This window comes from Gordonia sp. J1A (genome assembly GCF_055393515.1).
On the sequence record NZ_AP041607.1, the window covers coordinates 1 to 21,732 of the forward strand.

The following is a 21,732-nucleotide window of genomic DNA, read 5'->3' on the forward strand; positions in this document are numbered from 1 at the left end:
GTGCCCGAGAACACTTCTGGTGTGTTTCTATGTTCGAACTCTACCGCCGCCCTCTGACAAAACCTCTGGCAACCTCTGCTGCTCAAGCCGGGCGCGCAGCCTCGGCTCACTTCCGGCCCGACACCATCGCGGCCACCTCACCCCATTTGATGCGACTGCCGGTGCGCAGGATCGACCGCGTGTAGATCCGCGATGCGACCCAGACGGCGAGCAGGCAGGCGGCGACCATGATGGCGAAGGTGCCGATCACCTGCCCCGGATCGGTGTCTCCGGTCGCGATGCGGATGGGCATCAGCACTGCGCTGAACGGCGGGATCCAACTGAGCGTCTGAATCAGCGTGGAATCGAGTGCCTGGATGCCGAAGGTGCCGGAGTACAGTGCGGCGAGCACGAGGATCGTCAGCGGTGCCGAACTGGAGTTCAATTCCTCCTGCCGGCTCACCATCGCGCCGGTGGCCGCATAGAGCGCGGCGAAGAAGAGGAATCCGAGCAGGAACCACGCGATCACGGCGGCGAAGACGGTGGTCGCGGTGCCGGTCAGGGTGAGGAGCCCGGTGGCGCGGCCCGCGATGAGCGCGGTCGCTCCGATCAGCACCACCTGTGCCAGAGAGATGGCGCCGATACCGAGGATCTTGCCCCAGAGCAGCTGGAGCGGACGCACGGCCGACAGCAGCAGTTCGACGATGCGCGACGACTTCTCCTCCACCACGCCCACTGCCACCATCAGCCCGCCCATCATGATCGTCATGATCAGCAGGATCGATCCGATCAGGGCGACGGTCACACGCTGCGCCTCGTCGGGCTTCTCGGCCTGCGTCCGGTCCAGCGTGAAACGAGGCTGCGGCAGCGAGGCGGCGTCGACGCCGCGGGCGGACAGCGCCTCCGACAGATCTCGCTGGGCGACGGCACCGCGCAGGACGCCCTCGATCGTCGGATCCATGCCGTTCTTGCTGACGGCGGTGTAGGCACCGGGTCCGGTGACGATGAGAGCCGCGGCCAGATCCCCGTCGCCGACGGCCGACCGCGCCGCGTCGGCGTTCGGCAGCACTTCGGTCTCGATCCGCTGTCCGGCGGCGTCTCCGCCGGACTCGATGGTCGCCGACAGTCCGGCGTCTGCGCCGACGATCCCGACCTTGTCGACGCTGTCGCCGCCGGACAGTGCGGACCAGACGATGGCGCCGATGATGATCACCGCCATCATCACGCCGGTCGAGATGATGAACGACTTCTCGCGCGCGCGGGTGTTGATCTCGCGCCCGGCGACGAGCTTGATGTTGTTCAACGTGGAATTCATTTCGTCACACCAACTCTCGGAACAGCTCGGTCAGGGAAGGGGCGGTGGTGGCGAACCGGTGCACTGGGCCGGCGGCCATCGCGGCGGTGAGAATCTGCTGGTCGTCGGTTCCGTGGTCGATGTGCAGCACGGCCGAAGCGTCGCGGTACTCCACATCGGTGACGCCCGGCAGGCCGTCGGCCCAGCGGGTCTCCGACCGTGGGCCGCGCACCTCCAAGCGAAGGCCGTCGCGGGCACGGAGGTCGTCGACGGTGCCGAGTGCCTTCATCACCCCGCCGGAGATGACGCCGACTCGGTCGCAGAGACGCTCCACCAGGTCGAGCTGGTGCGAGGAGAAGATGACCGGGATGCCCTGCGCGGCCTTGTCGGTGAGGACTTCGCTCATCACGTCGACGGCCACCGGATCGAGCCCGGAGAAGGGCTCGTCGAGCACCAGCAAATCGGGGTCGTGCACCAGTGCGGCGGCCAGCTGCACGCGCTGTTGGTTGCCGAGCGAGAGGTCGTTGACCTGGTCGCCGAGCCGACCGTGGATGCCCAGCCTGCGAGTCCACTTCTCGGTCGCGTCGGCGGCCTCGGACTTCGACAATCCGTGCAGCCGTGCGAGGTAGGCGAGCTGATCGCCGACCTTCATCTTCGGGTAGAGACCGCGCTCCTCGGGCATGTACCCGATCCGCTTGCGGCCGTCGAAGTCGATGGGCGCGTCGCCGAGCCGCACGTCGCCGGAATCGGCGGCCAGCACGCCGAGCACGATGCGCATCGTGGTCGACTTGCCTGCCCCGTTGCTGCCGACGAATCCGAAGATCTCGCCCGGCGCCACGGAGAAGGTGACATCGTCGAGCGCCCGCACGGAGCCGTACGACTTGGCGAGGTGATTGATGTTCAGTGCTTGTGGCACGGGGATCTCCTAGATCTCGTCGCTGGAGTGTTCGGGTTCGGGGTCCTGCATCCACCAGGACATGAGGACGTCCGGAACGCAGGAGAGCGCGTACACGGACGCGATCAGCAGCCACGCGATCGACATGACGGTCTCACCGGAGACGTAGTCGCGGTAGCCGAGGACGATGAGGATGGCGTAGACGACCATCATCGGCGGCAGGAGCAGGTTGTAGCTGAGCGCGCGGGCGGCGTTGCGCTGAGTCAGCTGCAACTCGTCGAGGGTGTCGGCGGGTGCGCCCGCGATGGATTCGGTGACCACTCGCAGCATCATCAGCACCACGAGGGAGGTCACCAGGCCGATGGCGAAGGGCACGGCCGACCACAGCGGCGCCCAGAACGATGCGATCGAGGAGATCACCACCACGCAGAGCAGGATCAGCAGGACCGACGACAGCAATCGTCGGCCGCGGCGGTTGCGAAGGCCGGGCAGCCACGTGCCGGTGGTTCGGACGAAGGTGTCGTGGCGTCGCGCCGCCGACCGGCTGTACCGCCGCACCCATTCGGGGATGGCGGAGTCTGGAAACACGTAGTTCGGGTCATGCATGGTCGGGTCCCCCGTACAGTTCCGTCGACATGGCGGTGAACTCGGTCCGGCTGAAGACCGCTTCGACCGGCAGGCCGAAGACGTCGCAGATCCGGAACGCCAGGTCGAGGCTCGGATAGTTGTCGCCACGTTCCAGCGCGCCGACCGACTGAACATTGATGTCGACCAGTTCGGCCAACTGCGCCCGTGACATCTTCCGCTCCGCGCGCAGAACGGCGATGCGGTTGTAGATGGGGAGCTTGGGTCCCCGCCTGATCGGACTCACAGAACACAGTGTTGGGAAAACACAACAAATTGTCAATGGTTCAGTATCAAGTCGGGCCCGGAGGGCACCGCTGAAGCGCGGTGGATAGCATGCCCGCATGATTGTGAGCAGCACCGTGGGATCCGTGACGACCATCGAACTCGCCCGCGAGGAGAAGCGGAACGCCCTCGATCAGGACATGGTCCAGGGCCTCTCGGAGGCGTTCACGGCCGCGGTCGACGGCGGCGCCCGCGCCATCGTGCTCACCGGTCGGGGCAATGTCTTCAGTGCTGGCGCCGACCTCTCCGGTCCCGTCTACGACCAGTCGTTCCTGGACCGGCTCGTCGCACTCATCGAGCAGATCGAATCGACTCCCGTCCCCGTCATCGCCGCACTGAACGGCGCCGCGCTCGGAGCCGGATTGCAGCTGGCGATGGCGGCCGATCTCCGGGTGATGGCCGATGTGGCGTTCGCGGGGATTCCGGCGGCAAAGATCGGCGTCGCCGTCGACGAGTGGACCATCAGGAGGCTCGTGTCGCTGGTGGGTGCGGGCCAGGCGCGCGGGATGCTGCTCGGCTGCGAGCCGCTCTCGTCGGACCGTGCCCTCACGCTCGGCTTCGCCAACAGGTTCGGTGATCTGGCCGTCGCCCAGAAGTGGGCCGCCGAGATCGCCGAGTACGCGCCGCTCACCCTGCGGCACTACAAGCTCGTGCTCACCGGAGACGGAGCGCGAGACGACGCGCCCGAGGAACGAGCGGCCGCCATGCGCGCGGCGTGGCTCAGCGAGGACGTTCAGGAGGCCCGTGCCGCGCGGGCGGAGAAGCGTGCCCCGGTTTTTCGGGGACGCTGAGTTTCAGGGGCGCTGATCAGTCGCCGAGGGTCTGCCGCAGATAGGGGTTCGCGAAGGTGCGGTTCGGATCGAAGTGATTCCGGACGGCGAGGAAGTCGTCGAACTCGGGATACACACTGCGGAGGTACTCCGCGTCGCGGGTGTGCATCTTGCCCCAGTGCGGCCGGCCGCCGTGCGCGACCATGATGTCCTCGACGTCGCAGAAGTAGGCCTCGGAGTCGCGCACGTCGTCGCGGTGATAGCGGTGTACCGCGATGTAACCCGATGCACGGCCGCTCGCCGTCGAGAGCATCAGGTCGTCGGCCGCGGCCGCGCGCACCTCGACCGGGAAGCTCACCTTGTGCCTGCGCCGGTTGATGGTGGCACGCAGTTCGCGCAGCGCCTCCGGTACCGCTTCGAGGGGGATCGCGTACTCCATCTCGCGGAACCGAACGTTGCGTGCGGAGATGAAGATCTTGTCGGAGCGGTCGGTGTATGTGCGCGCCGACAGCGCCCGCCCCGACACCTGATTGATCGCGGGGACCACGCGCGGTTGGGTGGCGCTGAGCGTGCACAGCACCCGGAACATCCCGTTCGAGAGCAGTTCGTCGTCGATGTAGCGGCGTATCTTGGACGGTCCGTTCGCGGGGGTGCCCGCGGGCAGCCGGGTGTTGGTCTTGGTGAGGGTGCGGGTGGTGTGCGGGAACCAGTAGAACTCGTAGTGATCCACGGAGGCGACTCGATCGAGGAAGCCGTCGATGGTCTCGTCCGCGTCGGCGGGTGCCTCCACCGCTTCGATCGCGAAGGCGTCCACCAGCTGGAGCGTGACATCGGTCAGCACGCCGAGTGCGCCGAGGCCGAGAGCTGCGGCCTTCAGGTCGGGGTCGTCCTCGCCGACGGTGCGGACCTGCCCGGTTCCGTCGACCAGCGTGACGCCGCGGATCTGCGTGGAGATACCGCCGAACGCCCTGCCCGTGCCGTGCGTGCCGGTGGACGTGGCGCCGGAGACCGTCTGCCGGTCGATGTCGCCGAGATTGGTCATCGCCAGACCCAGCGGCTCGAGCATCGCCGGAATCTGGTGCAGGTGGGTGCCCGCTCCGAGGGTGATGCGCTTGCGGTCGGCGTCGACGGCGCGAACGCCCTGGAATCCCGACATGCCGACCTGGATGCCCGGTGCGACGGCGATCTCCGAGAAACTGTGGCCTGCGCCGACCGGCTTCACCGTCTCACCGCGTTCGGCCGCGGCCCGGACGGCGGCGGCCAGTTCGTCGACGCTCTGCGGGACGATGAGCCTGCTGGGGGCGCAGTGCGCGGTCCCGCCCCAGTTCGTCCACGTACCCGATGCCGCTCGGCTCACAAGAAACACTTCCCTTCTCCACGGTAGGTCGGAACCACCTCGACGACGTCCGCACGCCCGGCGGAGTCTCGTTCGATGAGGGCCACCGACTCCGACCTCTCGCACACTTCACCCGACTTGGTGTGCCGGAACCACACCCTATCGCCGACCGTCAGCGACTGTGCGGCCGAACCGCGCAGCGGAGTCTGCACCTCGCCCGCGGCCTCGGTGCCGATGAACTGCAGGCCGGCGGGCCAGACCGGCTTGGGGAGACGGTCGGGTCCCGGGGGGCCGGAGGCGATCCATCCACCCCCGGCACATGTCACGATTTCGTCGTCGGGACGGCGCAGAACGTCGAGTCCGAAGGACAGCGCGGGCGCCGGACGGAAGTGCCTGTACGTGTCGAAGAGATGTCCGCCGAAGAAGCCGCTGCCCGCGGCGATGTCGGTGATCGCCCGGTCCTTGGCCGTCTCCTCCAGCGATCCGGTGCCGCCGGCGTTGACGAACTCCAGGTCGGCCACCTCGCGCAGCGCCGCGATCGCCTTTCCGCGGCGGCGCCGCAGTTCCAGCATCGACACCGCCTGCATGGTCTGCACCGCGGTGTTGGTCAGGAGCTTGCCCGCGACCTCGTTTCCGACCCCCGCGACCTGCGCTTCGTACGACATCGCGCCCACCAGACGGAACCCGTCGCGCGCGACGACCGTGCGCGCTAGGGAGCGTGCCTGCTCCACGGTGTGAACGGGGGAGCGGCGGACCCCGACGTGGACGTGGCCGGCGGCGGCGCGCAGGGAGGCGTCGAGGTCGATCGCGATCCGGACCTCCGGTCGCCGCCGCGCGGCGGCGACGTCGTCGACGATGTCGAGTTGAGCCGGGTCGTCGATGAGCAGGGTCACCCGCTCGCACGCCGTCTCGTCGGCCAGCAGCCGTTCCAGGGCGCCCCGTCTGACCGTCGGGTATCCCAGGAGTACGTCGGTGATCCCGGATTCGGTGGCCAGCCAGTGCGCTTCGGCGACGTCGTAGGCCAGGACGCCGGCGAATCCGTCGCGCCCGAGGACGTCGTCGATGACCGAGCGCACACGCAGCGACTTGCTGGCCACCCGGATCGGGACGCCCCCGGCGCGGGCGCGCAGATCGGCGATGTTGTGTTCGAGTGCCCCGAGATCGAGTGCGAGCACAGGGGAGTCGAGTCCGGCGCGGCGCACCGCGTCGTCGATCCCGCCCCAGTAGTCCGCGGGATCGGTGACGTACGGGCTTCGCGTGGGCGGCATGGCGCGGCACTCCTTGTGTAGAACTCCGGCGGTTTCGACAACGATTACGCTAGACAAGCGTGAGGACACTGGGAAACACCGTCGCCGAAAGCGCTTCGGCAGTACAGGCGAGACTCGCGCGGACGGCACGGATCTTGCCGCCCGTGCACGCGGTGGGCGCGAGCCGCGAACAGATCGCACCGATGACCGCGGCTTCGCGGTTCGCGACGGACGGAGTCTTCGCCAACCGCGAGGCCGCCGCTCAGGTCCAGGGCCCGGACATGTCGGTGATGATCGACATGATGCGGCGTCGGGGGAGGCCCGGCCACCGCGTCCCGGTTCTGCGTCCCGAGTTCTCCGGCGAACCCGGTGCGCTGTCGGCCACCTGGCTGGGCCATGCGAGCATGGCCGTCGAACTCGACGGCGTGCGGATCGTCACTGATCCGGTGCTGTCCGACCGTTGCTCGCCCTCGCAGAGCATCGGTCCCCGGCGCATGCACCGGGCGCCCCTGACGGCCGGCGAGCTGCCCCCGCTCGACGTCGTGCTGATCAGCCACGATCACTACGACCATCTGGACACCCCGACGGTGCTGACCATCGCGCTGACACAGCCGAACGCGATCTTCGTCGTGCCGATCGGTGTCGCGGCGCATCTGATCTCATGGGGCGTCGATGCCGCGCGCATTCGGCAGGCCGACTGGTTCGAACAGGTGGATCTGACGGTCCGCGGCACCACGATCAGCTTCCACGCGGTGCCCGCCCGGCACTTCTCGGGCCGTGGACTCTCCCGCAACCTGACCCAGTGGGTCAGCTGGGCGGCCGTGGGACCGCAGCACCGCTTCTTCTTCTCGGGCGACACCGGATTCACGGAGAGCTACGCCGACACCGGCGCGGCGCTCGGCCCGTTCGATCTCAGCCTCGTGGCCGTCGGCGCCTACGATCCCGTGTGGCCGGACGTCCACGTCGACCCGGAAGAGGCACTCGTGGTCCATCGACTGCTGAACGGCGACGAGCGCGACGCGCTCTTCGTCCCGATCCACTGGGGTACGTTCAATCTCGCGCGGCACTCGTGGGCCGACCCCGTCGGCAGACTCACGACCGAGGCGGACCGGGTGGGCGTCGACATCTGCGTGCCGCGGCCCGGCGCCACGCTGGTCGCGCACAGCCGCAGCGGCACAGCCTTTTCCGATCCGACCTGGTGGGAGCGATCCGCATGACCACATCGACGACCACCGAGCGCGATCCGGGGCTCACCGACGAGCAGGTGGCCGCACGCGTCGCGGCGGGGCAGGTCAACGTCACCTCCGACAAGTCGGGCCGCTCGGTCGCCGACATCGTCCGGGCCAACGTGTTCACCAGGATCAACGCAATCCTCGGGGTGCTGTTCCTGATCGTCGCCGCCACCGGCTCGTTCATCAACGGACTGTTCGGGCTGCTGATCGTCGCCAACAGCGGCATCGGCATCATTCAGGAGGTCCGCGCCAAGCGCACCCTCGACCGGCTGGCGATCGTCGGACAGACCAGACCGGTGGTCCGGCGCAACGGAATCGCCGCCGAGATCCCCTCGGATCAGGTGGTGCTGGGCGACGTCATCGAACTCGGTCCCGGCGATCAGGTGATCGTCGACGGCGAGACCATCGAGTCGGAGTCGCTCGACATGGACGAGTCGCTGCTCACCGGCGAGGCGGACACCGTCGATAAGTCTCTCGGCGACGAGATCATGTCCGGCAGCTTCGTGGTGGCCGGCTCGGGTGCGTATCGCGCCACCAAGGTCGGCGCTGATTCGTACGCCAACAAGCTCGCCGCGGAGGCCTCGAAGTTCTCGCTCGTGTCGTCGGAGCTGCGTTCGGGAATCGATCAGATCCTCCGGGTGATCACCTGGCTGCTGATCCCGGCGGGCATCCTGACGATCATCAACCAGCTGTTCATCAGCCAGAACGGGCTGCGCACCGCACTGCTGGGCATGGTCGCCGCGCTGGTTCCGATGGTGCCCGAAGGCCTCGTGCTGATGACATCGATCGCCTTCGCGGTCGGTGTGGTCCGCCTGGGGCAGCGGCAGTGCCTGGTGAACGAACTCCCGGCCATCGAAGGTCTGGCGCGCGTCGATGTGGTGTGCACCGACAAGACCGGCACCCTGACCGAGAACGGCATGCGGCTGTCGGAGGTGCGGATCGTGGCACCCGGCTCGGGTCCGGGCGCGGTGAAGCAGGGGGATGTGGAAGCGGCCCTCGCGGCGATCGCCGCGCACGATCCGCGGCCCAATGCCAGCATCGCGGCGATCCAGGAGGCGTTCCCGGACGCTCCCGAGTGGTCGACCTCCGCGGTGCTGCCGTTCAGTTCGGCCAACAAGTTCTCCGGCATGTCGTTCATCGACGCGTCCGGCGTCTCGGTGGGGAACTGGCTGATCGGCGCACCCGACGTATTGCTCGACCCCGACAGCGACACGGCCCGGCTGGCGTCCGACCTCGGATCGACCGGATTGCGGGTGCTGCTGGTCGCGACCACCGATGTTCCGGTCGATACCGAGCCGACGGCCGACACGGCGGTGCCCGGAACGCTCGTGCCCACCGCCCTGGTGGTGTTGGAGCAGCGTGTGCGACCCGACGCCCGCGACACCATCGAGTACTTCGAGTCGCAGAACGTCGCGGTCAAGATCATCTCCGGCGACAACGCCCGATCGGTGGGCGCCGTCGGGGAGTCGCTGGGACTCGGCTCGCCCGAGACCGCCGTCGACGCTCGCGAGTTGCCGACCGACGACGCCGAACTGGCCGGTGTGATCGCCGACCACGATGCCTTCGGCCGGGTGCGCCCGGACCAGAAACGCGCGATGGTCAAGGCCCTGCAGTCCAAGGACCACACCGTCGCGATGACCGGCGACGGCGTCAACGACGTGCTCGCGCTCAAGGACTCCGACATCGGCGTCGCGATGGGTTCGGGTTCGTCGGCCGCGCGTTCGGTGGCGCAGATCGTCCTGCTCGACAACAAGTTCGCGACGCTGCCCTACGTGGTCGGCGAGGGCCGCCGGGTGATCGGCAACATCGAGCGCGTGTCGAACCTGTTCCTCACCAAGACGGTGTACGCGGTGCTGCTGGCGCTGCTCATCGGTGGCGCGGGGCTGCTCGCCAAGGTGATGGGCTGGGCGTCGATCAGCTACCCGTTCCAGCCGATCCATGTCACCATCTCGGCCTGGTTCACCATCGGGGTGCCTGCCTTCATCCTCTCGCTGGCGCCGAACAACGAGCGCGCTCAGCCGGGCTTCGTCCGCCGGGTGCTGACGCAGGCGGTGCCGAACGGCATCATCGTGGGCCTGTCCACGTTCGTCTGCTTCCTGCTGGTCAACCGCGACTACTCCGCGGCCCTGGGCGGTTACGTCGCGAACGCGGCGACCCGGCCCTCCGACGGGATCGCCGCCGTCGCCAACGCCACGCAGACCGTCGGCGCGGTCCAGACACAGGCGGCCACGGCCGCGCTCGCGACCATGATCGCGGTCGCGGTGTACGTGCTCGTGGTGGTCGCGCGTCCCTACAACTGGTGGAAGATCCTGCTGCTCGCGGTCTCGGTCGGGATGTACGTGCTGATCTTCATGCTTCCGCTGAGCCAGCGGTGGTTCCACCTCGACTCGTCGAACGGTCCGATGATGGCGGTCGCGGGAGTGTGTGCGGTCGTGGGCATCGTCGCGGTGGAGGTCTCCACACGCGTGCTCGACGGCGTGCTGAATCGGCGGTCGCGCACCGCTGAACCGCTGGTGTGACTGGACCGCCGGTGTGACGCGCGCCCGCCTGAGTCGACGTACCATCGGCACATGGATCTCAAAGGACTCGTGGACAAGGCCAAGGACGCGCTGAAGTCGAACCCCGATCTCATCGAGAAGGGCGGCGACCTCATCGACAAGGCCACCGGCAACAAGTACGCCTCGCAGGTCGACAAGGCTCAGGACGCCGCGCGCAAGGCGGTCGGTGCCGAGCAGTCGAAGCCGGAGGACCGCAGAGCCGAGCACGCCCCGGCCGAGCAGCCCCAGGCCGAACAGGCCGAACCGCCGAAGGGCGAAGGCCCGGCCCAGTAGGCAACTCCCGGGGGTCGGTCAGGCCCGTGGATGCCGCCGGTACGCCGACACCGACGGCTCGCCGTCGATCCAGAACCGCCACGGTCGGTCGGCGGCGAGCCGGACGCCCACGCGCGGCCCGGCGATCACGTGCCCGCCGGTGGTCGGATCCGACGCCGGGTCGGCGGGCAGCAGGTGCACGCCGACCGGATCGAGCAGATCGGTGTCGAGGTCGGCTTTGGTGATTCCGAGTGCGCGGGTGAGATTGCCCGGGCCGCGTGCGAGGAGATGATCGGCGACGCCTCCGCGGCGGTCGCGGGCCGCCTGCACTCCGTCGATCACCGCGCCGGCTCGGATCAGCACCGCCGAGCCCTGACCCTCCGGACTGGTGACCACGTTCGCGCAGTGGTGGGTGTGGATCTGATACACGTACAGGCGGTTCGGCGGACCGTACATGATCTCCGACCGCGGCGTCCGGGTGAACGCGTGCGAAGCGGGGTCGTCGGGCCCGTTGTAGGCCTCCACTTCGGTGATTCGCACCGACACGCCGTGCCCCACCAGGACACGGTTCAGGAGCGACCGCGCCGCCGCGAGGATCGTCGGCTCGGGTGCCGTCCCGGCGTGGGCCGGATCTACCTGTGACGCGCGGTGGCGGTTAGTCTCTGTACTCATGGCAAAGACCAGTGACTCCATTCATGTCGCGCTCTCTCCGGAAGACGCCTTCAACTGTGCCGCCGATCTCGCCCGGTACGACGACTGGCTGGTCCTCCACGACGGCTGGCGCAGCCCGCTGCCCGCCCCCGACAACCTCAAGAAGGGCACCGCGGTCTCGTCGGTGGTCTCCGTCAAGGGGGCGCGCGTGCGGTTCGCGTGGGAGATCGAGAAGCTCGACCGGCCCGGCGAGGTCGTGCTCAAGGGTAACGGCAAGGGCGGAGTGAAGGCCAAGATCAACCTGCTCGTGAAGCCGGAGGGCGACGGCTCCCGGGTCACGTTCCTCATCGACCTCGGCGGTCTGCCGCTGATCGGACCGGCGGGCAAGGCCGCGGCGATGGCGGTCAAGGGCGACATCGAGAAGTCGCTCGTCAAGTTCAACGAATTGTTCGGCTGAGCCCGGCAGAGCGGAGCCGACCGATCAGTACGCCGACACGGTGATCGTTCCCGTGTAGGTGCACATCGAGGCGCCGTTCGGGTAGGCGACGGTGAGCGTCGGAGTCCAGGTGCCGGTGTTGAGAACACCGTTCAGCCCAGATCCGCCGCTGGTGAACACTGTCTTCGGCGACGCGAGCGTCTGCGGGCCGGTCACGGTGCCCGCGACGCCGGCGGGCGCCGTCGCACTGTAGGTGACCTGCGATTTAGGAATCACTGCGCCGTTCGGGCAAGTGAAGTCCGTCGAAGACGCGCTCGCGGACCAGCCCTGTCCCTGCCACGTGCTCACCGTGACGGTGGGCAGGATGCCGGTGGCGCTGGTGGCGTACGGCACGATGGTTCCGTAGGAGCCCGCCGAGACCGACAGATCCGACGCCGCCGACGGCGCGACGGCGGCGCGTCCGTGTTTCACGTCCGCGGTGGACGGGTTCGCGGAAGTCGTCGAGGTCGCCGGGGACACCGACGACGGGGGACGGCTGGTGGCGGCGTCGGGGGTGGTCTCGGTGATGGGATCAGTGGTCTCCGAGGTAGGCGTGACAGTCGGCTCCGCGGTCGGAACCACGGCCGTCGTATCCGGAGCCGGCGACTCGGAGAGCTGTGCATCCGCGGAATCGGCCGGCGACGTCGTCGATGTGGTCGATTCAGAGGGTGTGGCCGAGGCGGGGCAGACGCCGACAGCCAACACTCCGGCAGTCGCGAGGGCGACGGTGCCGAGCGCGGCCCTCAGTGCGCTGTTCACACGGACTCTCCCGGCCCGGACGACGATCCCCGGCGTCGTCGGAGCAGCCACGCGGCGATGCCCGCCAGTGCTGCGGCGGCGATGACGACGATCGTGACGATCAGCGCGGTGTTCGACGATCCTTCGGTCTGATCCGACTGGTCGAAGCTGATCGATGCGGTCGAGTCGTGCGTGTGCACCCCGCTCTCCAACTGCACCTCGGCCTTCCACGGGCCGTCCGGGAGCTGTGCGCTGTTCGGGACTGCGAACACGACGTCGGCCGACTCACCCGGAGCGATGGTCATGCCCTTCGACGAGACCGCCTTGGCGGAGAGCCCTCCGGGTCCCTCACTCAGCTTCAGGGTGCCGGTGACGTCGACGGCGCGCCCTCCGGTATTCGTGACGTGGGCGGTCACTTCGGCGCCGTTGTCCGCACCGCGACGTCCCTCGAGCTTCTCGATCGCGAAGTCCGACGGCGGGCCGTTGCCGGGTCCGGTGGAGAGGTACATGCGGACGCCGACACGGGATGCGAGGCCGATGCCGGTCTCCTTGTTCTGGTTCGGCACCGTGGACGCCCAAATGACGCCGTACTGCTCCATCTCCGGCGCGTCCTTGGGTACGGCGATCGTCACCGCGACTCTGGCCTTCTGTCCCGGCGCGAGGTTCAGATTCGGCTTGTCGACGCTCGTCCACGACGTCAGGAGGTTCTTCGTTCCCGGCTCGCCCGGGACGAAGCTGCCGTCGACGATGCCGGCCGGTCCCGGGTAGACGGCGATCTTCATCGCGGTGTCGGTGCCGTTCGTCACCTGGACATGGCGTGTGATCGTGGTGCCGGGGTTCAGGTTGTCGATGATGTAGAGCTGCGCCCGAGGATCGTCCTTCGACTTCGCGGGGACGTCGAGCAGTCGGATACCGATGGAACCGTCCGGCGTTCCGCGGTCGGCCGGTGCCGTCGACGATCCGGGCGCGGCACCGGCGACGGCGGGACCGGTGAGGAGGACGACACCGGTCAGGAGGGCCACTGTCAGCGTCGCGAGAAGTGCATGGAGGGAGGAGGTGGGGCGCATGCTGGGCTTTCGAGTGCGGTGGCCGGGACACGCGCGGTGCGTGTCCCGGCCACGAGGTTCTAGCCGGTCGGGGTCAGGCGACGGAGACGGTCACGGTGCCGGAATAGCTCCCAATCGGCAGACCGCCGGTGGGGAAGTCGACCGTCAGAGCCGGACTCCAGGTGATGATCTCGAGCGGCCAGGTGAGGCCGGTCCGGGTGACGACGGTAGCGGGGGATCCGAGGCTCTTCTCTCCCTGCCCGGTGACGTCGCCGCCGCCGACCTTGCCGATGATCGCGTTCGCCTCGTATTTCACGTCGGAGGCGGGAATCGTGACGCCCTGACCGGTGAAGTCGGTGGAGGATGCCGTGGTCTCCCAGGAGCGGGGAGAGCCATTGCGATTGTCGGTCACCGAGGCCGTCGGGAGGCCCCCGGTCGCCAGGGTGCCGTTCGCGTTCGGGACGATGGCGCCGAGCGGCCCCGCGGTGATCGACAGATCGCCGCCCTGGCCGGCCACGACGAAGGTCACCTGGGTGTCGGCCGATGGTGCGGCCTCGGCAGCGCCGGAGGGGACGAGGATTCCGGCGGCGGCAGCGGCGGCCACCGCCGTGACGAGTGGGAGTTTGCGCATGTTTCGGGGCTCTCTGGTGGATGTGGCCGATCGGGTGGGAGGAACCTCGACGACCTGATCGGGTAGACGGCGAGGTGCGCCCGACAGGCGGGCGCGCCGACGGATGTCAGCGCGCGAAACATAACGCGATGTGCCGACTCTGAAGCGGGGTCGGGCCGCACTTCGTGTGATCGTCGGACAGTTCCTGTGCCGCAGTGCCGGCCGGTGGCACAAATCGGCGGTTCCGCCGCCGTGTGGAGAGCCGCCGTGCGGAGAGCCGTCGTGTGGTGGTACGTCCTCAGGGCGCGGCCCGGACCGACGGTGTCAGTCCCCAGCCGGCGCGAAGCCGCCTTTATCTGCGGTCGGAGCCGTCGCGAACCAGAGGTCGGGTGTCACTGACGCATACTCGGCGTCGCCCGGTCGGTAGTACAGGCCCGATTCGACGATCGCCTTGATCGGGTACCCGTCGGGTGCTTGCATCGGATCGTTCGGCAGCGGGCGCGACGCCCCGATCGGCAGCGGCACCTCTCCGCCCTGGGAAGGGACTCGCGCGCCCGGCCGCACGGGCACCTCGGCGGCCTTCGCCGCTGCGGCGGCCGCCTCGGCCCTCGCGATCGCGTCCGCGGCGCTCGTCTCCCGGCCGTCCGCCAAGGCCCGCAGCCGGTCCGCGCGCTCGTCGGTGACCGGAGGGAATCCCGGGCCGGTCGCCGGGGAATATGTCTTGTAGTTGTAGGAGTTCAGTCCGCGCAGCCACGCCAGCATCAGGCCGACGAGCGGGATCAGCAGCAGGAGCATCCACCACCAGGCGGAGATGCCGTCGTCTGAGGCTTCGGCCTCACTCGCGGCAGCATTCGTGGAGAAAAGAACGATGTGGGACCCGTTGGACGGCGTCCGAACTCTGTTCGTCTGCTCGTTCTTCGCGCCTGCATCTTCGAACACGACGTTCTGCGCCCCCGACTCCGCGGTCCACACGATGACGCCGTTCTCATACAGCTGCCGGTAACCGTCGCCTGATTGGGTCAGATCGCCCTGCTGCTCACCGAGCGAGTCCTCCGTGGTGACCGAGAGTTGGTTGATCGCCTGCCGTGCGTCGTCGCGCGTGTCGGCGTGAGCGGGGGTCGGAACCGACAGCGCGGCGGTGACCGCGACGGCCAGTCCGAGGGTGAGTGCGCGGATTCGCGACGTCATCACTGAGAGATCCTCCTGAGCTGAGCAGCACTGCGGGTGCTTCGCTCACGACTCTAGACACAGCACTCTGGACACTGCGTGCTCCCGGTAGGATTCGAACCTACGACACCCGCTTTAGGAGAGCGGTGCTCTATCCCCTGAGCTACGAGAGCGGGGACCGCGGTGAGCGTCATCGGTTCGCCGCCGGCCCGGTCGGCGGCCGAGATGGGGACGCGGTCGCCGACGAGGAGAAGTCTACGTCACCGGCTCGGCTGCGACGCCGAGCGCCTCTGCTCCTCCGCACCCGCGACGCTCACTCCACATCGCCGGTGTCCGGACCGGTCGTTCGCCCCACGGCCCGCTGTCCCGGCTACCGTAGGTGCCATGACCAAATCGATCACCGGGCAGCGGACTGTGCTGGTCACCGGAGCGAGCAGCGGAATCGGGGAGGCCGTGGCGCGACAGTTCGTGGCGCTCGGACACAAGGTGTACGGCACCAGTCGCAACCCGGACTCGGTGCGCAACCCGATCCCGGGTGTCACGTACCTGCGCCTCGACAACGAGGACTACGCGTCGGCCACCGAGTGCGCCGAGGCTGTCGGCGATCTCGACATCCTCATCAACAACGCGGGAGAGAGTGCCGCGGGTGCCTTCGAGGACACGCCGATGGACGCCGTCGAGCACCTGTTCAAGGTCAACGTCTTCGGGCCGGTCGCGCTGACGAAGGCGGTGCTGCCGCGTATGCGCCATCGTCGTACCGGGACCATCGTGATGGTGGGGTCGATGCTCTCGAGCTTCCCGGTCGCGTTCCGCACCAACTACGCGGCCACCAAGTCGGCGCTCAAGGGCTACGCGATGGCGCTGCGCCGCGAGGTGGCGCCGTACGGAATCCGCGTCACCACCGTCGAACCCGGCACCATCGCGACGGGGATCGGCGAGCGGCGCACCATCCACATCAAACCCGACTCGGTGTACCGGGAGGAGTACGAGACCCTCGCGGCGGCGACGCGCCGCAATGAGGCGAAGGGGATCTCGGCGGCGTCGATGGCGCAGGAGATCGTCGAAGCCGCGCTCGCGGAGCACCCGCGACCGCTGTACGCCCGCGGCAATCGGGCGCCGATCGTCTTCGCACTGCGGCGTCTGGTTCCGCGTCAAACGGTGCTCGACCTCACCGCGCGCATCCACGGCTTGAAGAAGGTGCGGCTCTGAACGCCGTGTTGCTGCGCGTCATCGGGATCGGACCGGGGTCGCCGCGCCAGATCACACTGGAGGCGGTGGACGCTATCGGCGCCACGGACGTCTTCTTCCTGCTCGACAAGGGCTCTCGCACAAGCGAACTGACCGCCCTCCGGGAGAAGTTCCTGACCGAGTACGGTGCGCCCGGACATCGCGTGGTGGCGATCGCCGACCCGCCGCGCGATCGTCGTCCCGACGATTACGAGGCCGAGGTCCGGCGCTGGCACGCCGCGCGCGTCGACGCGGTGCGGGCCGCGGTCTCCGAGCATCTGCGTCCCGGCGAGACCGGCGGTTTCCTGGTGTGGGGCGATCCCGCTCTGTACGACTCCACACTCCGCATCCTGGACCAGCTCGCCGCGCGCGACGACGTCTCCGTCGAGGTCGAGGTGATCGCCGGTGTGACGAGCGCGTCGGCGCTGACCGCCGCGCACGGGATCGTCGCGCACGGCATCGGCGAACCGATCCTGACCACCACGGGCCGCCGGCTCTCGGCCACGCCCGCGGGTGCCGACGCCAATCAGATCGTCATGCTCGATTCCGACCTCGCCTTCCGCGAGACGGCCGCACCCGACGACCTGGTGTACTGGGGCGCCTACCTGGGCACCGAACACGAGATCCTGGTGAGCGGCCGGGTAGCGGACGTGACCGCGGAGATCGAGGAGAAGCGGGCGCGAGCGCGTGAACGGCTCGGCTGGATCATGGACATCTACCTGCTGCAGAAGGCTCGCTGAGCGGCCCTCTCACCAGGGTGTCGCGACCGCCTCGAGAACGGCGTCGGCGATCTCCGTGCGGCAGATGACGAAGTCGGGCATGTACGGCTGCGGGTTGTTGTAGACGATCGGCCGTCCGTCGAGCCGGCTGCAATGCAGTCCCGCCGCCAGCGCGACGCCGACCGGCGCGCAGTTGTCCCACTCGTACTGGCCGCCGGAGTGCACGTAGGCGTCGACATCGCCGCGGACCACGGCCATCGCCTTGGCGCCCGCCGAACCGATGCGGATCGCGTCCATGCCGAGCCGATCGGCGACCGCCGCGGAATGATACGAGTGTCCGTACCGCGACACCGCGAGTCGGCCCGTGAGCGGCCCGTGAGTGGCCGGTACGTCGTCGCTGCGGAACACCTCGTTCTGCGCCGGGAGCGACACCGCGGCCGCGGTCGGCGTGCCGTCCACCGCGAGCGCAACGTGCACCGCCCAGTCCGATGTACCCATCGCGAACTCGCTCGTGCCGTCGAGCGGATCGATGATCCACACCCGCTCGGCGCGCGAGCGGTCGCCGACGTCCTCGGCCTCCTCCGAGAGCACGGCGTCCCGTCCTCGGTGCCTGCGCAGGACGGTGGAGATCCATGCTTGCGCCAGTGCGTCTCCCACATCGCCGACCAGGGGGCCGGTGAGCAGATTCCGGTGGCGGATGCCCAGGAGGATCTCGCCCGCGCCTTCGGCGATAGCGGCGGCGAGTTCGGCGTCGGACATCGCGGGAGGGGACGGGCGCATTCTCTAACTAGAACACACGGGCGCAGGCTGGAGCACCGGCGGATTTCCGGTCGGGTCGGTCCGGCTCACGTGAGAAAGTCCGACCCGTGGCGCACACTGGGGGCATGCCGGAGCTTCCCGAAGTGACCGCCATCGCGACGTACCTCGACTCGCGGGCCGCCGGCCTGCCGATCCGGCGGGTCGACGTCGCCTCGCTCGCCGTGCTCAAGACCGCCGATCCGCCGTACACGGCGCTGACGGGCCGCATCGTGTCGAGCGTCGACCGTATCGGGAAGTACCTGGTGATCCGGACCGCGCCCGGGCCCGCGGACGGCGATGCCGCGGTCGACGACGAGATCGACCTGGTGATCCACCTGTCCCGTGCCGGGTGGGTGCGTTGGAGCGACTCGCTCTCGCAGACTCCGCCGAAACCGGGAGGCAAGGGCCCCATCGCGCTGCGCGTTCACTGCGGGCTGCCCGGTGAGGGATTCGACGTCACCGAGGCCGGGACGCAGAAGCGGCTGGCGGCCTGGATCGTCCGCGACACCGCAGAAGTGGAACGGATCGCCGGCCTCGGGCCCGACGTTCTGGCGCTGGACCGCGACCAGTTCGCCGCAATCCTCGCCGGCAGCAGCGCGCGGATCAAGAACCTGCTGACCGATCAGCGGGTCGTCGCCGGCGTGGGCAACGCCTACTCGGACGAGATCCTGCACACCGCTCGGCTGTCGCCCTTCGCCACGTCGAAGAGCCTCTCGGACAAGCAGATCGACGACCTGTACCGGGCCGTCCGCTCGGTGCTGCACGATGCGATCGAACGGCTCGAAGGACAGGAGGTGGCCCGCCTCAAGTCGGAGAAGCGCACCGGGCTTCGGGTCCACGCGCGCACCGGCCTGCCCTGTCCGGTGTGCGGCGACACCGTCCGTGAGGTGTCCTTCGCCGACCGCTCGTTCCAGTACTGCCCGACGTGTCAGACGGGCGGCAAGGTGCTGGCCGACCGCCGGATGTCGCGGCTGCTGAAGTAGGCGATCGACGCGCGTGGCCGCTGCGCTCCGGGCCGTCGACCGCCGCTCCTACACCCGCGTACGCACTAGGAGCACGTTGTAGTCGTCCCAGCGGCTCGCGTTGAAGTAGAGATCGGGACCGGTGCCGCGCAGGGCGGGTGAGTTCGGGAGCATCATCGGCGCGTACAGATCCAGGCTCGCCGGAGCGATCCGGCGCGGGCCGCTCCACGGGCCCTGCGGAGACGGTGCCGTGCGCATCAGCACGCCGCGCGGGCTGTCGAGCATCACGTACTTGTTCAGGAAGGGACTCCAGGCCACCGACAGTTCGGTGACCGGTCCGCGCACCACCGGTCGCGCGGCGTCGGGCGACGGCGCCCAGACGCGCCCGGTCCAGTACTGATACCTGCCGAGGTCGAGGATGTCGGAGGGCCGGAAGCGAGCGACGTACGCGGAACCGAAGCGGCCGTTCGGGGTGCCGTACTGGTAGATCCAGCCGGCGTCGGCGCCGCGCCCCTTCACGTAGGCGCTCTGCTGGAAGTGCGCGTCACCGGCCCGGATCGACGGCGAGCCCGCTCCGGTGGGCACCGTGACTCCGGCATTGACGCGGATGGTGTTCTGCGGGGTGGACCAGGTGCGGCCGTTGTCGTTCGAGACCGCCGTCGCCGAGTAGTTCGTGTACCAGACACTGGGCGGGCCCCAGGCTCGGACCGACATGTAGTTGACGTACTGTCGGCCGCCGATCGAGATGCCGGCGGTCGGAATCGTGGTCTTCTCGATGCCGTCGAACCCGAGCGCGCCGAACATCTGGCCGGCGTAGCCGCTGCCGTCGAGGCGCAGCCCGTCGGACAGGTTCCGGTCGGACGACCGCAACAGCGCGTTGTGGCGCCACTGCTGATCGCCGGTGAGGCAGTTGCCGAAGGTGTCGCCGAAAGCGAGGAGCGTCTGCCCGCGGCCGTTGTCCCAGGCGACTCCGACATCGGTGCCGGAGACGCCGAACCGTCCGAAGGTCCTATTGGGGCTGCGGGGACCGGTGACCCACGCGACGGTCGCGGTGGTCCCGTCGTCGTAGGCGGGCATGGCCTTCTGCGGACCGGCCGGGGCACCGCCGCGGGGCAGGAACTTGCCGATCACGGGAATCGGGACCACCGGGCCGCTGTTGCTGCAGGCGCGAGCGTCGGCGGGTGCGGTCACCGACAGTGCCGCCGCCGCGGCTGCGGCCGTGATGACACAGGCGGTGAGCATCTGGAGCGTTCGGAGTCTCAGACGGCGCATGGTTCCTCATCTGTGGCTGGAGTGCTTACCGTGCCTCTCTTTGGTAACAGGCGGGTTCGGTGCTCGTACCGCGATACGGCACGGGTGCCGCTGACCCGAGTGAAATGGGCGATATCACCGTGACAGGCGAGTTCGCACCAACGCGACGTTGTAGTCGTCCCATCGGCTGCCGTGGAAGTAGAGGTCGGGTCCGGTGCCGGTGAGCGCGGGCGACTGGGGGAGCATCATCGGAGCGTAGAAGCCCAGCGTCCCGGGGACGAGCAGCCTGGGTGCGCTCCACGGTCCTTCGGGATGGTCGGCGGTCCGCATCTGGACCCCGGTGGTGGGACTGTGCAGCATCACGTACTTGTTCAGGAACGGACTCCACGCCACCGACAGTTCGGTGACCGGTGCGGGAAGGACCCTCCCGGCGGAGCCGCCGGGGATGTCGTCGATGGAGTCGGACCAGCCACTGCCGGTCCAGTAGTGATAGCGGCTCAGGTCGAGGACGTCCGACGGCCGGAATCGGGCGAGGTAGGCGCCACCGAACCGGCCGTTCGGGGTGCCGAACTGATACACCCAGCCGTCATCGTCGCCGTGCCCCTTCACGTAGGCGGCCTGCTGGAACTTGCTGTCGTTGGCGTGAACAGACGGCCATCCCTCCGGGATGGGCAGCGAGACGCCGGCGTTCACGCGGATGGTCGCAGGTGGCGTGGTCCAGGTCTGTCCATTGTCGGAGGAGACGGCGGTCGCGGAGAAATTGGTGTCCCACTGGCCGGGGAGTCCCCACTTCCGGACCGACATGTAGTTCAGGTACTGCTTGCCGTCGATGGCGATCGCAGATGTGGGGATGGTGGTGACCTCGACGCCGCTCCAGCCGATCGCGCCGATCATCTGACGGGCGAAGGCCGGCGCGTCCGCGGCCACCGAAGCGCCGGAGTGGACGTCGCCCGGAACGCCGTCCGGCACGGTGAGTCCGTTCGTCAGGTCGTCGTCGGTGGTGCGGAGCAGAACGTTGTGCCGCCACTGCCTGCCCGGTGCCGTGCAGTCACCGAATGTGTCGCCGAAGGCCAGGAGGGTCTGGCCCGCGCCGTTGTCCCAGGCGATGCCCAGATCGGTGCCCGAGATGCCGAAGCGGGTGAAGGTCCGATTCGCGCTGCGGGGTCCGGTGGTCCACGCGACGGTGCGGGTGATTCCGTTGTCGAAGTGCGGGAGTGGGCCCTGCGGACCTTGCGCGGCACCCGAACCGGATCCCGACGAACCCAGCGAGCCAGATGAGCCCGGCGATCCTGATGAGCCCAGCGATCCGGTGTCGAAGAAGGGCAGGCTCGACCCGTTGCCCTGGGTGCCGCAGGGTGCCGCGGCGGCGTCTCCGACTCCCGGAACCGTCACGAGGACGGCCGCGGTGATCGTCGCAGCCGACACAGTGAGGCTGCGGAAGGGAAGGAGGCGGCGGAAGGGAGGCATGGGCTCACTCCTGTTACGCAAGGTGAAATTGTGATGGAAGTTACTAGAGTGACGTTGATCGTCTCATCCCGTCGGTTCGCCGCGCAACGGCGCGTCCGGCCGATCACGCCGCGGTGCCGACCCTCGTCACGGCCGGTAGATTCGGCTGC

22 protein-coding genes and 1 tRNA gene are annotated in these 21,732 nt (G+C 68.7%); 8 read left to right on the top strand and 15 right to left on the bottom strand.

Going from position 1 to position 21,732, the window contains the following annotated elements; genetic code table 11:
* Window positions 1-106: 106 nt before the first annotated feature.
* From ACZ5QD_RS00005 to ACZ5QD_RS00020, 4 genes are read right to left on the bottom strand one after another with little or no spacing between them, the layout of a single operon-like run.
* Window positions 107-1,294 (bottom strand): ABC transporter permease, encoded by a 1,188-nt coding sequence (locus ACZ5QD_RS00005; protein WP_045539191.1) that lies wholly within the window; start codon window positions 1,292-1,294, stop codon window positions 107-109.
* A gap of 4 nt (window positions 1,295-1,298) precedes the next feature.
* Window positions 1,299-2,189, bottom strand: coding sequence for an ABC transporter ATP-binding protein (locus ACZ5QD_RS00010; protein ID WP_006894615.1), 891 nt, complete (start codon window positions 2,187-2,189; stop codon window positions 1,299-1,301).
* Between the two features lie 9 nt (window positions 2,190-2,198).
* Window positions 2,199-2,774, bottom strand: coding sequence for a hypothetical protein (locus ACZ5QD_RS00015; RefSeq protein WP_006894616.1), 576 nt, complete (start codon window positions 2,772-2,774; stop codon window positions 2,199-2,201).
* On the bottom strand, window positions 2,767-3,039 hold the full coding sequence (locus ACZ5QD_RS00020) for a helix-turn-helix transcriptional regulator (RefSeq protein WP_006894618.1): 273 nt from the start codon (window positions 3,037-3,039) through the stop codon (window positions 2,767-2,769). The genes ACZ5QD_RS00015 and ACZ5QD_RS00020 overlap by 8 nt, the downstream gene beginning before the upstream one ends.
* A 97-nt stretch (window positions 3,040-3,136) precedes the next feature.
* On the opposite strand from ACZ5QD_RS00020, the gene ACZ5QD_RS00025 reads away from it, so the two are divergent.
* On the top strand, window positions 3,137-3,868 hold the full coding sequence (locus tag ACZ5QD_RS00025) for an enoyl-CoA hydratase (RefSeq protein ID WP_045539190.1): 732 nt from the start codon (window positions 3,137-3,139) through the stop codon (window positions 3,866-3,868).
* A gap of 16 nt (window positions 3,869-3,884) precedes the next feature.
* Here ACZ5QD_RS00025 and ACZ5QD_RS00030 read toward each other — a convergent pair whose 3' ends face one another.
* Window positions 3,885-5,204 (bottom strand): D-arabinono-1,4-lactone oxidase, encoded by a 1,320-nt coding sequence (locus tag ACZ5QD_RS00030; RefSeq protein ID WP_222111764.1) that lies wholly within the window; start codon window positions 5,202-5,204, stop codon window positions 3,885-3,887.
* Complete coding sequence (locus ACZ5QD_RS00035; protein WP_222111763.1) at window positions 5,201-6,451, bottom strand: alanine racemase; 1,251 nt, start codon at window positions 6,449-6,451, stop codon at window positions 5,201-5,203. Before ACZ5QD_RS00035 ends, ACZ5QD_RS00030 begins: the two co-directional genes overlap by 4 nt.
* 143 nt (window positions 6,452-6,594) lie before the next feature.
* On the opposite strand from ACZ5QD_RS00035, the gene ACZ5QD_RS00040 reads away from it, so the two are divergent.
* The 3 genes from ACZ5QD_RS00040 to ACZ5QD_RS00050 are packed head-to-tail and all read left to right on the top strand — an operon-like array spanning window position 6,595 to window position 10,493.
* Complete coding sequence (locus ACZ5QD_RS00040) at window positions 6,595-7,647, top strand: MBL fold metallo-hydrolase (protein ID WP_006894624.1); 1,053 nt, start codon at window positions 6,595-6,597, stop codon at window positions 7,645-7,647.
* A complete protein-coding gene (locus tag ACZ5QD_RS00045) occupies window positions 7,644-10,181 on the top strand; it encodes an HAD-IC family P-type ATPase (protein ID WP_222111762.1) in 2,538 nt (845 codons plus the stop codon). Before ACZ5QD_RS00040 ends, ACZ5QD_RS00045 begins: the two co-directional genes overlap by 4 nt.
* 51 nt (window positions 10,182-10,232) lie before the next feature.
* On the top strand, window positions 10,233-10,493 hold the full coding sequence (locus tag ACZ5QD_RS00050) for an antitoxin (protein WP_039866711.1): 261 nt from the start codon (window positions 10,233-10,235) through the stop codon (window positions 10,491-10,493).
* An 18-nt stretch (window positions 10,494-10,511) separates the two neighbouring features.
* On the opposite strand, the gene ACZ5QD_RS00055 is transcribed toward ACZ5QD_RS00050, so the two are convergent.
* Window positions 10,512-11,165, bottom strand: a complete 654-nt coding sequence (locus ACZ5QD_RS00055; RefSeq protein WP_045539193.1) for a DNA-3-methyladenine glycosylase — start codon at window positions 11,163-11,165, stop codon at window positions 10,512-10,514.
* Here ACZ5QD_RS00055 and ACZ5QD_RS00060 point away from each other — a divergent pair.
* The gene (locus ACZ5QD_RS00060) at window positions 11,143-11,580 is read left to right on the top strand and encodes a type II toxin-antitoxin system Rv0910 family toxin (RefSeq protein ID WP_045539183.1); all 438 of its coding nucleotides are present in this window, start codon (window positions 11,143-11,145) and stop codon (window positions 11,578-11,580) included. The two genes, ACZ5QD_RS00055 and ACZ5QD_RS00060, sit on opposite strands and share 23 nt — an antisense overlap.
* Before the next feature lie 24 nt (window positions 11,581-11,604).
* Here the strand turns inward: ACZ5QD_RS00060 and ACZ5QD_RS00065 are convergent, their stop codons facing one another.
* The 5 genes from ACZ5QD_RS00065 to ACZ5QD_RS00085 all read right to left on the bottom strand — a co-directional run bounded on the left by ACZ5QD_RS00065 (window position 11,605) and on the right by ACZ5QD_RS00085 (window position 15,332).
* Window positions 11,605-12,357, bottom strand: coding sequence for a hypothetical protein (locus tag ACZ5QD_RS00065; RefSeq protein ID WP_052692430.1), 753 nt, complete (start codon window positions 12,355-12,357; stop codon window positions 11,605-11,607).
* Complete coding sequence (locus ACZ5QD_RS00070) at window positions 12,354-13,403, bottom strand: hypothetical protein (RefSeq protein WP_045539181.1); 1,050 nt, start codon at window positions 13,401-13,403, stop codon at window positions 12,354-12,356. The genes ACZ5QD_RS00065 and ACZ5QD_RS00070 overlap by 4 nt, the downstream gene beginning before the upstream one ends.
* Before the next feature lie 73 nt (window positions 13,404-13,476).
* Window positions 13,477-14,013 (bottom strand): hypothetical protein, encoded by a 537-nt coding sequence (locus tag ACZ5QD_RS00075; protein ID WP_045539179.1) that lies wholly within the window; start codon window positions 14,011-14,013, stop codon window positions 13,477-13,479.
* 303 nt (window positions 14,014-14,316) lie between these two features.
* Window positions 14,317-15,180 (bottom strand): sunset domain-containing protein, encoded by an 864-nt coding sequence (locus tag ACZ5QD_RS00080; protein ID WP_464367005.1) that lies wholly within the window; start codon window positions 15,178-15,180, stop codon window positions 14,317-14,319.
* Window positions 15,181-15,259: 79 nt separating this feature from the next.
* Window positions 15,260-15,332 (bottom strand) — tRNA-Arg (locus ACZ5QD_RS00085).
* 211 nt (window positions 15,333-15,543) lie between these two features.
* Here ACZ5QD_RS00085 and ACZ5QD_RS00090 point away from each other — a divergent pair.
* Window positions 15,544-16,368: an SDR family oxidoreductase gene (locus ACZ5QD_RS00090; RefSeq protein ID WP_006894638.1), complete on the top strand. Its 825-nt coding sequence runs from the start codon at window positions 15,544-15,546 to the stop codon at window positions 16,366-16,368.
* Between the two features lie 5 nt (window positions 16,369-16,373).
* Window positions 16,374-17,126, top strand: a complete 753-nt coding sequence (gene cobF, locus ACZ5QD_RS00095) for a precorrin-6A synthase (deacetylating) (protein ID WP_006894642.1) — start codon at window positions 16,374-16,376, stop codon at window positions 17,124-17,126.
* A 9-nt stretch (window positions 17,127-17,135) separates the two neighbouring features.
* Here cobF and ACZ5QD_RS00100 read toward each other — a convergent pair whose 3' ends face one another.
* On the bottom strand, window positions 17,136-17,885 hold the full coding sequence (locus ACZ5QD_RS00100; RefSeq protein ID WP_045538638.1) for a 3'(2'),5'-bisphosphate nucleotidase CysQ: 750 nt from the start codon (window positions 17,883-17,885) through the stop codon (window positions 17,136-17,138).
* A 104-nt stretch (window positions 17,886-17,989) separates the two neighbouring features.
* Here ACZ5QD_RS00100 and ACZ5QD_RS00105 point away from each other — a divergent pair, with 104 nt between their 5' ends.
* On the top strand, window positions 17,990-18,886 hold the full coding sequence (locus tag ACZ5QD_RS00105) for an Fpg/Nei family DNA glycosylase (protein ID WP_062367662.1): 897 nt from the start codon (window positions 17,990-17,992) through the stop codon (window positions 18,884-18,886).
* A 48-nt stretch (window positions 18,887-18,934) separates the two neighbouring features.
* Here the strand turns inward: ACZ5QD_RS00105 and ACZ5QD_RS00110 are convergent, their stop codons facing one another.
* Both ACZ5QD_RS00110 and ACZ5QD_RS00115 read right to left on the bottom strand, forming a co-directional pair.
* A complete protein-coding gene (locus tag ACZ5QD_RS00110) occupies window positions 18,935-20,137 on the bottom strand; it encodes a DUF4185 domain-containing protein (RefSeq protein WP_375002618.1) in 1,203 nt (400 codons plus the stop codon).
* Window positions 20,138-20,251: 114 nt separating this feature from the next.
* Window positions 20,252-21,583: a DUF4185 domain-containing protein gene (locus ACZ5QD_RS00115; RefSeq protein ID WP_052692418.1), complete on the bottom strand. Its 1,332-nt coding sequence runs from the start codon at window positions 21,581-21,583 to the stop codon at window positions 20,252-20,254.
* Window positions 21,584-21,732 lie beyond the last annotated feature (149 nt).

What these genes read in the sequence shown, in the direction of transcription:
- ACZ5QD_RS00100 (WP_045538638.1), bottom strand. Translation starts at nt 17,885, where the DNA reads ATGCGCCCGTCCCCTCCCGCGATGTCCGACGCCGAACTCGCCGCCGCT.
- ACZ5QD_RS00045 (WP_222111762.1), top strand. Translation starts at nt 7,644, where the DNA reads ATGACCACATCGACGACCACCGAGCGCGATCCGGGGCTCACCGACGAG.
- ACZ5QD_RS00110 (WP_375002618.1), bottom strand. Translation starts at nt 20,137, where the DNA reads ATGCGCCGTCTGAGACTCCGAACGCTCCAGATGCTCACCGCCTGTGTC.
- ACZ5QD_RS00115 (WP_052692418.1), bottom strand. Translation starts at nt 21,583, where the DNA reads ATGCCTCCCTTCCGCCGCCTCCTTCCCTTCCGCAGCCTCACTGTGTCG.
- ACZ5QD_RS00025 (WP_045539190.1), top strand. Translation starts at nt 3,137, where the DNA reads ATGATTGTGAGCAGCACCGTGGGATCCGTGACGACCATCGAACTCGCC.
- ACZ5QD_RS00090 (WP_006894638.1), top strand. Translation starts at nt 15,544, where the DNA reads ATGACCAAATCGATCACCGGGCAGCGGACTGTGCTGGTCACCGGAGCG.
- ACZ5QD_RS00060 (WP_045539183.1), top strand. Translation starts at nt 11,143, where the DNA reads ATGGCAAAGACCAGTGACTCCATTCATGTCGCGCTCTCTCCGGAAGAC.
- ACZ5QD_RS00035 (WP_222111763.1), bottom strand. Translation starts at nt 6,451, where the DNA reads ATGCCGCCCACGCGAAGCCCGTACGTCACCGATCCCGCGGACTACTGG.
- ACZ5QD_RS00055 (WP_045539193.1), bottom strand. Translation starts at nt 11,165, where the DNA reads ATGGAGTCACTGGTCTTTGCCATGAGTACAGAGACTAACCGCCACCGC.
- ACZ5QD_RS00075 (WP_045539179.1), bottom strand. Translation starts at nt 14,013, where the DNA reads ATGCGCAAACTCCCACTCGTCACGGCGGTGGCCGCCGCTGCCGCCGCC.
- ACZ5QD_RS00015 (WP_006894616.1), bottom strand. Translation starts at nt 2,774, where the DNA reads ATGCATGACCCGAACTACGTGTTTCCAGACTCCGCCATCCCCGAATGG.
- ACZ5QD_RS00050 (WP_039866711.1), top strand. Translation starts at nt 10,233, where the DNA reads ATGGATCTCAAAGGACTCGTGGACAAGGCCAAGGACGCGCTGAAGTCG.
- ACZ5QD_RS00070 (WP_045539181.1), bottom strand. Translation starts at nt 13,403, where the DNA reads ATGCGCCCCACCTCCTCCCTCCATGCACTTCTCGCGACGCTGACAGTG.
- ACZ5QD_RS00005 (WP_045539191.1), bottom strand. Translation starts at nt 1,294, where the DNA reads ATGAATTCCACGTTGAACAACATCAAGCTCGTCGCCGGGCGCGAGATC.
- ACZ5QD_RS00080 (WP_464367005.1), bottom strand. Translation starts at nt 15,180, where the DNA reads ATGACGTCGCGAATCCGCGCACTCACCCTCGGACTGGCCGTCGCGGTC.
- ACZ5QD_RS00105 (WP_062367662.1), top strand. Translation starts at nt 17,990, where the DNA reads ATGCCGGAGCTTCCCGAAGTGACCGCCATCGCGACGTACCTCGACTCG.